Origin of the sequence: Roseiflexus sp. RS-1 (assembly GCF_000016665.1) — a bacterium.
Lineage (GTDB): Bacteria > Chloroflexota > Chloroflexia > Chloroflexales > Roseiflexaceae > Roseiflexus.
On the sequence record NC_009523.1, the window covers coordinates 1,479,265 to 1,494,347 of the forward strand.

At 61.5% G+C, this 15,083-nt stretch carries 11 protein-coding genes; 7 read left to right on the top strand and 4 right to left on the bottom strand.

From position 1 onward, the window contains the following. The first annotated feature begins 15 nt into the window (after positions 1–15). The 5 genes from ROSERS_RS06215 to ROSERS_RS06235 all read left to right on the top strand — a co-directional run bounded on the left by ROSERS_RS06215 (position 16) and on the right by ROSERS_RS06235 (position 5,974). Positions 16–2,670 (top strand): C25 family cysteine peptidase, encoded by a 2,655-nt coding sequence (locus ROSERS_RS06215; protein WP_011955965.1) that lies wholly within the window; start codon positions 16–18, stop codon positions 2,668–2,670. A gap of 544 nt (positions 2,671–3,214) precedes the next feature. Continuing rightward, positions 3,215–3,835, top strand: a complete 621-nt coding sequence (locus tag ROSERS_RS06220; protein ID WP_011955966.1) for a MarR family winged helix-turn-helix transcriptional regulator — start codon at positions 3,215–3,217, stop codon at positions 3,833–3,835. 21 nt (positions 3,836–3,856) lie between these two features. Next, positions 3,857–4,447, top strand: a complete 591-nt coding sequence (locus ROSERS_RS06225) for a protoglobin domain-containing protein (RefSeq protein WP_011955967.1) — start codon at positions 3,857–3,859, stop codon at positions 4,445–4,447. Between the two features lie 387 nt (positions 4,448–4,834). Then, complete coding sequence (locus ROSERS_RS06230; RefSeq protein WP_011955968.1) at positions 4,835–5,620, top strand: DUF4058 family protein; 786 nt, start codon at positions 4,835–4,837, stop codon at positions 5,618–5,620. Positions 5,621–5,656: 36 nt separating this feature from the next. Beyond that, complete coding sequence (locus ROSERS_RS06235) at positions 5,657–5,974, top strand: hypothetical protein (RefSeq protein ID WP_011955969.1); 318 nt, start codon at positions 5,657–5,659, stop codon at positions 5,972–5,974. 438 nt (positions 5,975–6,412) lie between these two features. Here the strand turns inward: ROSERS_RS06235 and ROSERS_RS06240 are convergent, their stop codons facing one another. Further along, entirely contained in the window at positions 6,413–8,059 is a 1,647-nt protein-coding gene (locus ROSERS_RS06240) for an IS66 family transposase (RefSeq protein ID WP_011955970.1), read from the bottom strand. Positions 8,060–8,146: 87 nt separating this feature from the next. On the opposite strand from ROSERS_RS06240, the gene ROSERS_RS06245 reads away from it, so the two are divergent. After that, positions 8,147–8,974, top strand: coding sequence for a cyclase family protein (locus ROSERS_RS06245; protein WP_011955971.1), 828 nt, complete (start codon positions 8,147–8,149; stop codon positions 8,972–8,974). A gap of 3 nt (positions 8,975–8,977) precedes the next feature. On the opposite strand, the gene ROSERS_RS06250 is transcribed toward ROSERS_RS06245, so the two are convergent. After that, positions 8,978–9,388 carry a hypothetical protein gene (locus ROSERS_RS06250; RefSeq protein WP_011955972.1) on the bottom strand — a complete coding sequence of 137 codons (411 nt, stop codon included), beginning with the start codon at positions 9,386–9,388 and terminating at the stop codon, positions 8,978–8,980. Positions 9,389–9,896: 508 nt separating this feature from the next. On the opposite strand from ROSERS_RS06250, the gene nifJ reads away from it, so the two are divergent. Continuing rightward, a complete protein-coding gene (gene nifJ, locus ROSERS_RS06255) occupies positions 9,897–13,475 on the top strand; it encodes a pyruvate:ferredoxin (flavodoxin) oxidoreductase (RefSeq protein ID WP_011955973.1) in 3,579 nt (1,192 codons plus the stop codon). 113 nt (positions 13,476–13,588) lie between these two features. Here nifJ and ROSERS_RS06260 read toward each other — a convergent pair whose 3' ends face one another. Together ROSERS_RS06260 and ROSERS_RS06265 are read right to left on the bottom strand one after the other, a co-directional pair. Further along, a complete protein-coding gene (locus tag ROSERS_RS06260) occupies positions 13,589–14,263 on the bottom strand; it encodes an adenylate kinase family protein (protein ID WP_011955974.1) in 675 nt (224 codons plus the stop codon). A 30-nt stretch (positions 14,264–14,293) separates the two neighbouring features. Further along, positions 14,294–14,980: a haloacid dehalogenase gene (locus tag ROSERS_RS06265; protein ID WP_011955975.1), complete on the bottom strand. Its 687-nt coding sequence runs from the start codon at positions 14,978–14,980 to the stop codon at positions 14,294–14,296. Positions 14,981–15,083: the final 103 nt, after the last annotated feature.

Sequence of the window (15,083 nt, forward strand, 5' to 3'; positions counted from 1 at the left end):
GCTGCCTGGATTGCAATGATGACACGTTTTGCTCTCGTTCTTGTTCTGATCATCGGCAGTGTGTGCGGTGCGATGGCATCTCCCACAGCAACCGGCGCCGGGGATGATGCGCCGGTGGTGCGTCCGGTTGATAATGGCGTTTGGATAACCTGGCGTCCCACTGTTCCCGATCCTTCGCTGCCAGTGAAACCGGTTCTGGTTGCGCTGCGCGCATTCAGTGATGCTGGTGTCGAGCCACGCGTCATTGCGCTCGACGATGCACCATGGTCTGGCTCACCCGATGATGTGCCGGTTGCGCCGGTGGTGGTGGTGCGCGAGTCGCGTCTGCGCGGCGAACGGATCGTGGCGCTGGCGCTGAGTCCGGTGTATCGGCAGGATGGACGTGCGCGCGCCGTGCGTACCCTTGAGGTGCTGGTCGAAGCGGTGGCGCCGCTAGAGACTGTGGGCGAGTCGGGTCTCGCGTTTGCCCAGGCGATGGCGTCGCCTTCCTCGATTCCGCCTCGCCCCCCCGCGTTCCCCGCTGTCCCGGCGTTGCGGGTGCGCGTCGAACACCAGGGATTGCAGATTCTCCGAGTCAGCGAACTGAGTCCGGCGATCGCCGGATCACCGGCGCGCATCAAACTCAGTCGCGCCGGCACGGAGATCCCGGTCGAGTTGCGCGATGTCAACGGGAACAGCGCCTGGGGCGATCCTGATGATGAACTGCGCTTCTACGCGCCGCCGCCGGGCGACCGCTGGAACCGGAGCGACACATACTGGCTTACGCTGGAAGATGGTGCGCGATTGCGGATTGCATCTCGTGCAACCAGCATACCATCGGGGGAAGCGCCGTCCGGCGCGCTGGAGCGGGGCGTGGTGCGGGGAACGAGCTACTACGACTCGCGGCGCCCCGGCAGTGACGGCGACCACTGGTTTGCAGCGTTGCTGCGCGCCGAACCAGGGCAACCGGAGGATGATCAGGCGCGGATGAGCATTCCGGTAACAACGACCCTTCCGGCGGCGGCAGGAACGATGACCTTCACGGTAAGCGTGCATGTGCAATCCGGCGCTGTGCGTCGCCTGACTGCCGCAATCGGGTCGAGCAGCAGCGCGCCAGTAGAGTGGAACAGCGCCGGAGATGCGACGCTGACGCTGGTAGCGCCGGGAACTGCTGGCGGCGCAACCGAAGCGCGCCTGACCCTGACCGCCATCACCGGCTACGCACAGGTCGCGGTTGATACCATCGAGTGGTACAGACCGGTGCTGCTCCAGTTTGGCGGGAAGGGAGCGATCTTCCAGGGCGCATCCGGTCAGCGCGCCTATCAGATCGCTGGAGCGCCGCCTGGCTTTGCCCTGTACGACGTGACCGATCCGGCTGCGCCGGTGCGGGTGCAGATCACCGGAGCGGCGTTCGAGGATGATCGTGCAGGGCGCTCGTACCTGCTGACCGGCGATGGGACCATTTTCACGCCGACGGTCGAACCCTTTACCCCGCCAGCGTTGCCATCTGGCGCCGATGCGGTCTACATTGCCCCGGCGCTGCTGCACCCCGCGCTGACGCCACTTCTCGATCTGCGGCGAGCGCAGGGATATACCGTCGCGGTAATCGATGTCCAGACCATCTATGACGGATGGAGTTCCGGTCAGGTCGATCCGCGCGCGATCCGTTCATTTCTGCAACATGCAGCGCGAACATGGTCGCCGCCGCCGATGGCGGTGACGCTTGTCGGCGATGGGAGTTCCGATCCGTTTGACTACACCAATCGCGGTGCAAAGAACGTCAACCTGATGCCGCCCTATCTGGCGATGGTCGATCCGTGGCTGGGTGAGACAGCCTGCGAAACCTGCTACGCGCAACTCGACGGTGAAAACCCGACCGACGACCGGTTGCCGGATGTCTGGCTTGGGCGTTTGCCGGTGAAGAGCGCCGCCGAACTGCAAACGCTCGTCGCCAAAATCATCGGGTACGAAACAGCGCCGACCGGCGGTGCGTGGCGCGGGCGGATGCTGTACCTGGCAGACGATGCGGACAGCAGCGGCGATTTTGCGGCACAGGCGGAAGCGAGTATTGCACTGCAACCGCCTGTCATGCAGATCGATCGCGTGTTTTTCGGCGATGGCGCGGGGCAGATTCCAACCGCAGCCGCAGCGCGCGCGGCGGCACTGGCGCGCTTTGGCAATGGTGCGGCGGTGGTTGCGTACTTCGGGCATGCACACCAGCAGCAGTGGGCAGTGACCGAGTTGAGCGCTCCGGAGAACTGGTTGCTCCACCGTTCGGATGTGCTGCAACTGACGAACGGCGACCGGTTGCCGGTGGTGCTATCGCTCACCTGCCTGAGCAGCGCCTTCCAGTGGCCCTCCTATGTCGGCATGACCATCGACGAAGCATTGCTGCTGAGTGAGAAGGGCGGCGCCGTGGCGGTGTGGGGACCGACGGGGTTGGGGGTATCGTATGGGCACGATAAACTGCAAGAAGGATTCTTCCGCACCCTCTGGTCGTCCTCGGCAGGAAACGACATCGAACGCGCTATTCCACTGGGCGCATTGACCGCTGCTGGCTTCCGCGAACTCTTTACTGGCAGCGTATGCTGTCAGGAAACGCTGTTGACCTATGCCCTGCTCGGCGACCCGCTGACCCGGCTGCGGGTTCTGCTGACGTGGCGCGTCACGCTGCCGCTGGTGCAGCGGTAGGATGCTGTGGGGTGCGATGGAGGGGGGGCGGGCGGGAGCACAGGTTCTGACCGGCGCACCGCTGGTTTCTGATGCGTCTGTGCCCCTTCTCCGCCTGCTCTCAAGGGCAGGTTTTTTAAGCGGACATAAGCGGTTTTCTTTGTTCCGAAGCATTTGTGCATCCTCATCCCCCTGACCTCCTTTTCTCATATCAAATCTTGATCGATAGGATGCATTCCTGCCGGGGCGCCACGCGGTCGTTCTGGAATGTTCCTGACGCACTGGAACCGTGTGCATCCCCGCAAACACGGCAATACCCGCGTCACTCGTGTGGTCCAAAAGTGATGTAATCCAACGGCGCAGCGCGTAGATTTCTGCGAGTGACTGCCAGAGACGTACAGCGCCTGAATCGGGTATGCCAGGCAGAGGGTGATGATGGTATTCTACGGATCGTTCATGGTTTCCATTATATGCGATGCTGTGCAGTGCACGAAGCCCGTATGATGGATGGTGAGGGATTGACAGACTGGCATTGTCTGCTATAATTATTTAGGAGTACTAAGTAATGACTTCTTTTGATCCGAAGCATCGAACGACGGTCGGTGGACAGATCACGATTGCGCTCTACCGAATCGCGCAGGCAATTGACTATCTGCTGCGGGAACGGGGAAAGACGATGCACCTTTCGCCAGCCCAGATTCAGACATTGATCTTTCTCAAGTACGCCCGCCCTGGCGTGCGCACGGTTGGCGGTCTGGCGCAGCGCCTGGGAGTGACGTATGCGACGGCGAGCGGCGTGGCTGATGCGTTGGAAAACAAGCGGTTTATCGAGCGTGTGACGTTGCCGGGTGATCAGCGCGTAGTAACGTTGCTGTTGACCGAGGCGGGTGCGGCGCAGGCGGGGCAGCTAGAAAACGTGCTGGATGAGATCGAGGCAGCGGTTGATGGATTGCCCGATGCTGAGCAGAGCGTGTTGCTGCACGCCACACAGGCGATTGTCGCGCGTTTGCAGCAGAGCGGCTATGTGCGCGTGTACGAGATGTGCTGGGGGTGTCAATTCTTTCGGCGCGACGCCCATCCCGACGACCCGCGCGGACCGCATCATTGTGCATTCGTAGACGCGCCGCTGGCAGAACCGGCAACATATTTCGAGTGCCCTGATTTTGTGCCTTCAGAGCAGGGATAAAAACACGAAGGAGGTGCTGCAATGATGGCGACCGCAATTCCCGGCTATACCTATGGAACGGACCAGGTGGCGCATGCTCCCCTGACCATGCAGGACCTGGACCTCTTGAAGCAGGCAGTGTTGTTCGGACCGGAGGATGAGCAGTACCTGCGGATGGCGGGCGAGGTGCTGGCGGATCAGATCGATGATGTTCTCGATCTGTGGTACGGTTTTGTCGGTTCACATCCGCACCTGGTGTACTACTTTACTGACGGGCACGGTAATCCAAATGCCGACTATATGGCGGCTGTGCGCAGGCGCTTCGGGCAGTGGATTCTCGATACCTGCACCCGCCCGTATGACGAGCAATGGTTGAATTATGCGTATGAAATTGGTCTGCGTCATCACCGCAGCAAAAAGAACATCGTTGACGGGGTGCAGGCTGTGCCACACATCCACTACCGCTACATGGTTGCATTCATCTATCCAATCACGGCGACGATCAGATCGTTCCTGGCAAAGAAGGGACACTCTCCCGAAGACGTTGATCGCATGTACCAGGCGTGGTTCAAATCGGTCGTGATGCAGGTGGCGCTCTGGAGCGTACCGTATATCAGGGAGGGCGATTACTGAATGTAAACCGGTATGCGCCCTTTGCCGCAGGGCTCGTGGAGATTGAGAATATAAACCGGTATGCGCCCTTTGCCGTGGGGCTGATGGAGATTGAGAAATACATCCGGTATGCGCCCTTGCCGTGGGGCTGATGGAGATTGAGCATTTAATCCGCTATACCGAACTAGCCGTGGGGCTGAAGCCCTCGGCTATGCAAGGCAAAGCCCGCCTGCGCGGGCTATACCGGATTATTTCTTCAAAGACCATAAGCCCTCGGCTATGGAATGCAAAGCCCGCCTGCGCGGGCTATGGCGGATTATTTCCTCAAAGACCATACATTCTTCTGACCCATACAGACGGCGTGGCTGTGTGGTATCATGCGGTCAACGGACACGCCCGGAGGTGATGATGGAACTCCCCTTCCCCGGCATGGATCCCTACCTGGAGCTGCCTGCCCTGTGGCCCGATGTGCACGCACGCTTGATCAGTGCGATGTGCGATGCCATTCAGGAGCAACTCGGTCCAAACTATATTGCGCTCATCACGCCCTATATCGCGCTCGAAAACATCGAGATTGCACCGGCCCGTCAGGTGTTCGTTCCCGATGTCGGCATCGTGCGCGACGATGTCGCCGATGCTGGCGCCGTCACTACCGCCATCACTCCCGCCCCGCTCACCATTCCGGCGCAGATCACGGTGCCGACCCGCTATGCCCGGATTGAGATTCGCTCGGTGTTGCAGCAAACTCTCATTACCGCCATTGAACTGCTCTCGCCCGCCAATAAGCGGGCAGGCGCGGATGGCGCCGACGCCTATGAAAAGAAGCGCCAGGAACTCTTTGCCAGCAGCGTCCATCTGCTGGAAATCGACCTGTTGCGCGCCGGTGTCCGTCCCCGCCTGGCGCGGCCGCTCCCGCCGACCGCCTACTGCGCGCTGCTCAGCCGCGCCTCTCGCCGTCCCCTGGTCGAGGTGTGGCCGATTGCGCTCAGCGACCCGCTGCCGGTGCTCCCGGTTCCCCTGGCTGATCCTGACCCGGATGTCGCGCTCGACGTTGGCGCCGTGCTGCGTCAGGTCTACCGGCGCGCCCATTATGAGCGGGTGATCGACTACCGCGCCGATCCGCCCCCGCCGCCTCTCACGCCCGAAGAAGCCGCCTGGCTCGACCATCATCTCCGGGCGCGCGGTTTGCGGTGATGTCGGGCTGCAGGATAGAATCACGCAGGAGGCGCAGTGAAGCCGGAGTATCTGGTCGAGATCGATGAACACGGAGTGTCCTGTCATCATCAGGATGGACGGGTCGATGTTGTGCGCTGGGATGAGTTGCGCGCGGTTCTAATCGAAACGTCTGATCGGGGTCCGTTTGAGACGGATGTGTTCTGGATTCTGGTAAGCGAGCGCGGCGAATGTATCATTCCGCAAGGCGCGACCGGCGATGCGGAATTGCTTGCGCGTTTGCAGCGTCTCGACGGGTTCGACAATCTGGCAGTGATTGAGGCGGTGGCATCGACCGATAATCGGCGATTTGTGTGCTGGACTGCCCCCGTGTAGCGCTTTCACCTGCCGACCGGAGTTGAGCGTTGGACGTTGAGCGTTGAACGTTGAGCGTTGAACGTTGAGCGTTGAACGTTGAACGTTGAGCGTTGAACGTTGAGCGTTGAACGTTGAGCGTTGAACGTTGAGCGTTGAGCGTTGAGCGTTGAACGTTGGAACGTTGAGCGTTGAGCGTTGAACGTTGAACGTTGAACGTTGAACGTTGAACGTTTGAATATCGAGCGTGGGACGTTGAACGTTGAACGTTGAACGTTTTTCGAGTATACTACACTCTACCGCAACAATCTTTGCGCCTTCTGCCACAGGGAAAGGCTCAGATCGCACCGTGTCAGCACTGCTGATGGGCAGTCTGGCGGGGCGTGCCATACCCGGCAGCGGCTTCCTTCGAGCAGCGTCAATGTATCGTATCACAGTATCCTCTCCAAAAGCGCTGGATCAGGCCGATGAAGGCACAGCGATACCCGCCCGTTGCGCTACCCGTTCGGCTAAGGTGGGGGTGGTCTCCGGCGTGACGATGCGGTCGCGGAGATAGTGAAAGAACCCCACGCCGAGTTTGGCGGCGGTGGCGGCCAGGGTTTGGAAGGTATCCCACGCCCGTGCCCCGTCTCGGGATTGAGGGCCGAAACTGATATCGCGTTTGCGCACGCGGCGTCGCGCCGCCAGTTCCATATCATTATTGTGCAGGGGAATGTCGGGATGTTTCAGCACCGCCAACAACTGGGTCCGTTTGTCGGCGGTTTTGCTGATCCGGTCATCCAACGCCGCATAGCCGGTCTCTTTTTCCACCAAGGCGTCAAACGCATCCGCCAACCGTGCGCGTTCCGCCGCAGTGGGCGCCTGTTGATAGGCCAGCAGGTCGCGATAGAACGTCCAATAGCGTTCCCCAAACGCGGCGAGTTCGGCCTGATGATGGGGCGCCCGTGGGGCAAGCTTGGCGTAATGCCGCCAATCATGCACCCAACACAGGGCGTGGGTGGTCGTGAGGTGGTCATACACGGGGGCATCATCGCTCAGCAACCAGCGCAGGACGGGCGCCTGGGTTTGGGCGTGATAGGCGGCAAGCGCCAGCGCATCGCCGACCGGCTGTACCTGCTGCGGGGTGAGCGTGATCCCGGCGTTGGTCAGGTGCTGCTGGAGTTCCGCCGCCGTCATGTCCGTGCCGCGGGGCAGGGCCTCCCGCAGCCGGCGGAGCAGGGTGTGCGGCAGGCTGCGAGCCTGCAGCCACGCCAGCGACTCGTCATTGAGGCGATAGCGGAGTTCCTGGCCCCAGATGACCGCCAGGACATCCTGGCGCGTGCCGCCGGGACGGGTATGATAGCTCGTGAACCAGGCATTGCCCACAACGTGGCAGACCTCGTTCTGCCCATCCACGCGGGTACTGGTCTGGTCGGTGGCGACCCACGACCCGGTGGCGAGGCCGGTTTGATGAATCGCGGCGGCTTCGTCCGCCCAGCGTCCCTTCGGATCCAGCAGCATGCGCGCCACCGTGCCCGTGCCAATCTTCAGACCGACATCCCGCAGAAAGCGCAGCAGCGCGGGCTGACTGACGTTTGCCCCGTGACCGAGTGCGGGAACGATGGTATGGGTCGTGGGGCAAAACCCACCCCGGTAGCCGGGCGGCAACGGTGCGGTGATGAGCGTGTTGGTGCTGGGGACGTACCACCGCTCCCGCACGAAGCGGACCACCTCCACGTCGATGCGCAGGCGCTGCACGATGGAATCGGTTGTCCCATGGCGCACCGCATCGGGGGGCAGGGTCGCCGGATCCACCCCGCAGCGCTCCTCGTGCGTGACAATCAGGGTCGCGTTCTTTTTCGGCTTGCCCCGTGGCGTGCGCGTGCGGCGCTCGGCCTCCGAGGAATGATCCGCAGGCGGCGGGCTGGGCGGCGGCGTGGGTGGTTTGATGTCGGGCTTACCCGAGCGTCCCTTCAGCCGTGCCACCTCATCCCGCAGATTCTGGTTTTCAACCCGCAGGGCGGCGTTCTCAGCCGCCAGCGTCTCGATGACGTTCAGCAACTGGATCACGATCTGGCGGGTTGCCAGATCGGCAATGCTGTCGGGGTTGAGGTCAGGTATCTGCATATGTTGGTAGTCTACCAGATCTTGGCTCCGCCGTCACCCGCTGCCCAGCAGTTTTGGAGAGGATACGTATCACAAGGAGGTTTGGACATGTGCCCCCCGGAAACCCTCGCCAGCATGCGGTCCCCTGAGATCAGCCGACGCAACCTGCTCAAGTTTGGTCTGGGCGCCGCCGTCGCTGCGGCATTGCCGGTCGGTTCGGCGCACGCGGCGACTGTGCGGCGCACCACGTTTCGCAACGTAGCGGACCTGACCCACGTCCTTGGCACACAGTTTCCGCTCTTCCCTGGAGCGGCGCCGTTCCGCATTCAACAGGCGGTCTCGCACGATAAAGATGGCTATTACGGGAGCATCCTGACCTACTGGGAGCATTCAGGCACCCACATGGACGCACCGGTGCATTTCGCCCCCAATGGGTTGTTTGTCGATCAGCTGCGCATCGAGAACCTGGTCGTGCCAGCGGTGGTGATCAACATTACCGAAAAGGTGCGCCGTGATCCAGATGCGGTGGTGACGCCGGACGATATTCGGGCGTGGGAGCGGCGTTATGGGCGCATTCCCGACAACGCCGCCGTGCTCATGGCGAGCGGCTGGGGAGCGCGCGCCGGTTCGGTCGAGGCGTTTCGCAACACCGACAGCAGCGGGGTGATGCACTTCCCCGGCTTTGGCAAGGAGGCGATTGACTTCCTGTTGACCGAACGGCGCATTTCGGGCATCGGGGTGGATACCCTGAGCCTCGACCATGGTCCTTCGACGACGTTTGCCGTGCATTATACGATTCTCCCGACCAACCGGTGGGGATTGGAGAACCTGGCAAATCTGGAGTCAATCCCGCCAAGTGGCGCAACGCTCTTCGTGGGCGCGCCGAAAATCGCGTCCGGTTCCGGTGGACCGACGCGCGTCATGGCGGTCTGGTAATCATCAAATGATGACCGTGTCGAACTCCTGCACACCCGTCATCCCCATCCGCGCCATGCCCATGTCGCGGAAGCGGCGCTCCTGGTGCGTGGCGCGCACCAGGTCGTAGATCTCATCGCGCCGCTGGGGATCGTCGAAACTGCGGGCAAGACGTTCGAGGCGCAGGCGCTGTTCTGGTGCAGTGGTCAACCGGTACATCGGTTGACCGCAGCACTCCACCCGGTTCAGCAACCCGGCGCCTGCCAGTTCATCGAGGGCGTCGGCGATTGCCCAGGGGCTTTCACGCAGGCGTTGCTGCGCTGTAGCAGCACTCATGCGCAACCAGGGATATTCAGCGAATAGCAGAACGAGGCGCAGTTTCAACAGCGAGTCGATCTGTCCAGGGGAAACAAGCCCGGATTCATAGCGTTCCATCGCTCACCTCATTGTGAGAACTGTTGCAAGGCGACATCGCCTTGTCTCCAGATTGGGCGGATGCGGTCAATCGTCCGTGCCCGTTCCGCCACAACGATGTCGATTGCGGAAACACGAAAGACTCACGCAGTATCAGGAGTGACCCGTGCATTTCCCCCAAATGCGGTCTAAGCGCCAGCATTGAACGCTTATCTCCCGAGATATGTGTATCGTAACACGCGCTCCGCCAGGAGAGGGGCGGAACGTCGCTACACACAGTAAACATTCCTCAACACACGTCCATTTTCGGTTGTTTACCTGTGGCAACTCCCACAAACTATAGCGAGGAAGCATTACTCTCCGTTGTGTCTTCTTTACCCCCCGGCTTCCTGGTGCAGCGTATACTACAAGCGTGCTACACAGCGCTCTGCGTTCCTTGTCTGTCATATCTCTCGCCAGAGTCGGCTGACATGCCTGCATCCGCCGGGCCGTCTCTGCGTCACACGCTCTGGCTTGCGAGGAGGACCATATGAAACGGAGTTGGGTCACGCTGGAGGGCAATGAGGCTGCCGCCAGCATTGCGTACCGCCTGAGTGAAGTCATTGCTATTTATCCGATCACACCTTCCACGCCCATGGGTGAACTGGCGGATGCCTGGGCTGCCGCCGGAAAGCCAAATTTGTGGGGCACGACGCCCCTGGTCATCGAGATGCAGTCGGAAGGCGGCGCGGCCGGCGCCTGTCATGGAGCATTGCAACGCGGCGCGCTGACGACGACCTTCACCGCATCGCAGGGATTGCTGTTAATGATCCCGAACATGTACAAAATCGCCGGTGAACTGACCTCAACCGTCTTTCACATTGCGGCGCGCTCGATTGCGACCCATGCGCTGTCGATCTTCGGCGATCATCAGGATGTGATGGCGACACGTCAGACGGGATGGGCGCTGCTGGCCTCCTCGTCGGTGCAGGAAGCGCACGATCTGGCGCTGGTGGCGCACGCGGCGACGCTCAAGGCGCGCGTGCCATTCCTCCACTTCTTCGACGGGTTCCGCACGTCGCACGAGATCAATAAGATCGAGCAACTGACGGATGACGACCTGCACGCAATGATTGACCCGGCGCTGATTGCGGCGCATCGTATGCGCGCCCTTACCCCTGATCAGCCGGTCATTCGCGGCACGGCGCAGAATCCCGATGTGTACTTCCAGGCGCGTGAGACGGTCAACCCCTTCTATGCAGCAACGCCGGGCATCGTTCAGGAAACGATGGATCGGTTCGCACAGTTGACGGGACGCGCCTATCACCTGTTCGACTACACAGGCGCGCCGGATGCCGAGCGCGTGATTGTGATCATGGGTTCTGGTGCGGAAACTGCGCGCGAGACGGCGACGTTTCTGGCGGAACGCGGCGAGAAGGTCGGGGTTGTCTCCGTGCGTCTCTATCGTCCGTTTTCGGTGGCGCACTTCGTGGCGGCGTTGCCGACGACGGTGCAGCGCATTGCGGTGCTTGACCGCACGAAGGAGCCGGGCAGCAGCGGCGAGCCGCTCTACCTCGATGTTGTAACGGCAATGGCGGAGAGTGGTCGTCATCTGCCGGTAATCGGCGGCAGGTATGGTCTGGCATCCAAGGAGTTCACTCCCGCCATGGTGAAGGCGGTGTTCGATGAACTGGCGAAGGATCAGCCGAAGAACCATTTCACGGTCGGCATCATCGACGATGTGAGCCACACCAGCCTGGATGTCGATCAGTCGTTCTCGATTGAGTCGCCGCGCACGGTGCGCTGTCTGTTCTACGGGTTGGGCGCTGATGGCACGGTTGGCGCCAATAAGAACTCGATCAAGATCATCGGCGAAGAAACCAACAACTACGCGCAGGGGTACTTCGTCTACGACTCGAAGAAATCCGGTTCGATGACCGTGTCGCACCTGCGCTTCGGACCCGATCCGATCCGCGCGCCGTACCTGATCGAGCGGGCGAATTTCGTCGCCTGCCATCAGTTCTCCTTCCTCGAACGCATCGATGTGCTGAAAGCGGCTGAACCCGGCGCGGTCTTCCTGCTGAACAGCATGTATGGACCGGACGAGGTCTGGTACCACCTGCCGCGCGAAGTGCAGGACGACATTGTGCGCAAGAAGTTGAAGTTCTATGTGATCGACGGTGACCGGGTGGCGAAAGAGAGCGGCATGGGGCGGCGCGTCAACACTGTGATGCAAACGGCATTCTTCGCCATTTCGGGCGTGCTGCCGCGTGAGGACGCGATTGCCGAGATCAAGCGCAGCATTAAGAAGACCTATGGCAAACGCGGTGAGGCGGTGGTGCAGCAGAACTACCGCGCCGTCGATGCCGCGCTTGCACACCTGTACCAGGTGGATGTTGAAAAATTCGCCGGGTTCCGGTCGCCGTTCACCCGCCGACCGCCGGTGCCTGAACAGGCGCCAGAGTTCGTGAAAGAAGTGCTTGCTCCAATGATCGCCTATGAGGGCGACTCGCTGCCGGTGAGCAAACTGCCGGTCGATGGCTCCTTCCCCACCGGCACGGCGGCGTGGGAAAAGCGAACAATCGCGCTGGAGGTGCCGGTCTGGGAACCCGACATCTGCATCCAGTGCGGCAAATGCGCCTACGTCTGCCCGCACGCAGTCATCCGCACGAAGGTGTACGAACCGGCGCTGCTCGAAGGTGCTCCCGAAACGTTCCTCAGCGCCGAAGCGCGCTTCAAGGAATTCCCCGGTTACAAATACACCCTGGCGATTTCGTCGGAAGACTGCACCGGATGCGGGCTGTGCGTCGAGGTGTGTCCGGCGAAGGACAAGCGACAGGTCGGGCGTAAGGCGATCAACATGAAACCGCTGGTCGAGGTGCGTGAGCGTGAGGTGCGCAACTGGAATTTCTTCCTGAGCATCCCTGATGTGCCGCGCACATCGTTGCACGTCGGGTCAATCAAGAACTCGCAGTTGCTTCAACCGTTGTTTGAGTTCTCCGGCGCGTGCGCAGGGTGCGGCGAGACGCCGTATATCAAACTGCTGACGCAACTGTTCGGTGATCGCTTGCTGATAGCCAATGCGACTGGTTGCTCGTCGATCTACGGCGGCAACCTGCCGACGACGCCGTACACGAAGAATGCCGAAGGGCGTGGTCCTACATGGTGCAACTCGCTCTTTGAGGACAATGCTGAGTTTGGTCTTGGCATGCGTCTGGCGCTCGACCAGCAGATCGAGCACGTGCGCGAACTGCTGCCGCTGTTTGCGCCGGTCGTCGGGCAGGACCTGGTCGATGCCCTGTTGAACGCCGATCAGAGCACCGAGGCAGGCATTGCCGCGCAGCGTGAGCGGGTCGAATTGCTGAAACAGCGTCTCCATACGCTGGATCGCAGCCAGTTCCCGGATGTTGTGGAGCGTGAGCACGAACTGCTCAGCCTGGCAGACGTCCTGGTGAAGAAGAGCGTCTGGATCGTTGGCGGCGATGGTTGGGCGTATGACATCGGCTACGGCGGACTCGACCATGTGCTGGCGTCGGGGTACAAGGTCAATGTCCTGGTGCTTGACACTGAAGTGTACTCCAACACGGGCGGGCAGGCGTCGAAGTCCACCCCGATCGGCGCGGTGGCGAAGTTTGCCGCAAAGGGCAAATCCTCGCCAAAGAAGGATCTCGGTCTGATCGCAATGGCATACGGAAATATCTATGTGGCGCGGGTGGCAATGGGCGCCGATGACGTGCAGACGCTGCGCGCCTTCATGGAGGCTGAGGCGTATGATGGCCCATCGCTGATCATCGCCTATTCGCACTGCATTGCTCATGGCATCGATATGCGCAAGGGTCTGGATCAGCAGAAACTGGCGGTTCAGACCGGCTACTGGCCACTGTACCGCTACAATCCGAGTCTGGCAGCTGAAGGGAAGAATCCGCTGATTATCGACTCGAAAGATCCATCGCTGCCGCTTGAGAAGTTCATCTATAACGAGACTCGTTATCGCATGCTGGTGCAGAGCGATCCAGAGCGTGCTGAGATGCTTCTCCATCAGGCGGAGGCGTCGGTTCGCGCGCGCTGGCAGCACTATAAGGAGTTGGCGGCGCTCAGTGAGGTGAGAGCGGAGCGCGACGGGCATTAGGGGAGAGGGGAGAGGCGCGGGGTGATGTCGAGGCGCAGCGCCGCTGCGCCCGTACAGGGGGGTGTGCGCGGGGCGAGGCGATGTCGAGGCGCAGCGCCGCTGCGCCCATACCCCTAACTCCCGGTTCTCAGTTCTTCCCCAATCACTGCCAGCGCCCGGCGCGCAACGTCGGCAGGCGCGCCGGCGCCATCAATGCGCCGCAAGAGACCCTGACCGGCATAGTACGCTATCAACGGTGCGGTCTGCTGATGATAGGCAATGAGGCGCTGACGCACAATTTCGGGGCGGTCATCATCGCGCTGCACCAGTCGTCCGCCGCGCTCACGGCAACGCATGATGCTGGCAAGGTCGTCGATGTGGACAGGGAACGGTTCACCGGCGCCTTCACAAATGCGCCGCCCGCCCAACCGGCGCACCACCTCTTCATCAGAAACTTCGATGGCGATCACCATGTGCAATGTCCGATCACAGTCTGCCAGCATTGCGGCAAGACCAAGCGCCTGGCGCATGGTGCGCGGGTAGCCATCGAGCAGAATGCCTTCGTCAGGGTCCAGGGTTTCCAGACGGGCGCGCAAGACCCGATCCATCAGCGAGTCGGGCGCCAGGTCGCCGCGTTCGAGCAGTGGCGCAACTTCGCGCCCGATCCGGGTGCGGGCGCCGATCTCGGCGCGCAGCAGTGCGCCGGTGGAGATCGGAACCAGCGGGAGTTGATGAACGAGTTCTTCGGCAATCGTGCTCTTCCCGGCGCCGGGCGGTCCCAGGAGCACGATATTGAGCGCAGCAGTCATATCTTTTCCTTGCACACGCAGCGACGCCCTTTATCCCCCGTCGGATTGTTCGAGCGGCGTATTCCGTGGCAGTGTTGCAGCTTGCAGGCGATCAAGGCGTTGTTCAAACGCTTCGAGTGCTGCGATCAGGTGATCCTGACGGATCGCGGCAGTGACATCGCCGCGGGTGCGTTCGAGCACTGCGCGCAGCGCATCGGTCGTGCGGCGCAAGCCGCCGGTCACGGCCTCCGGGTAGTCGATCGTGATGAGCAGGCTATAGATATCGTCCATAATTGCCAGCAGCGCCACGCCGTGCGCAGTCGCGCCAGCGCGCATGCTATCGAGAATAGCACGGCGCAATTCCGAAGCCGCTTCAGCCAGACCATTGAGGTACGCCGCAGCATCGACTCCGAGCGACGCCGCATCGGGCGGCGGGTCGCCGTGGAGGAAGGCATACACCAGCGCGGCTTCGGCATACTCCTTGAGCGCGTCCTGGGAATAGCCAGCATACAGGAGATCGGGATGGTCGGCGAGGCTTTCGCGCAGCGCGCGCGCTGACGCGCTGGCTTCCGCCAGCAACGCGGCGGCTTCAGTGAATTCCCGGCGATGGACGGCACGAATGGCGTTGGCGCACTGGCGCGTCAGCGCGCGCGCCAGGGTGAGCGCCTGTTCACGCGCGGTATGGCTCGCTTCGATCTGCGCGACAGCAGCAGCAACAACGGTTTCGATGGCGTTCATAGCCTTCCTTTACACGACCTCTGAGATTGGAGACGCCTGCGCGGAATAGGCGTTTATTCGACATACCCGTCCAGGGACTCGTGCTCTGAGTAACACGCATTAT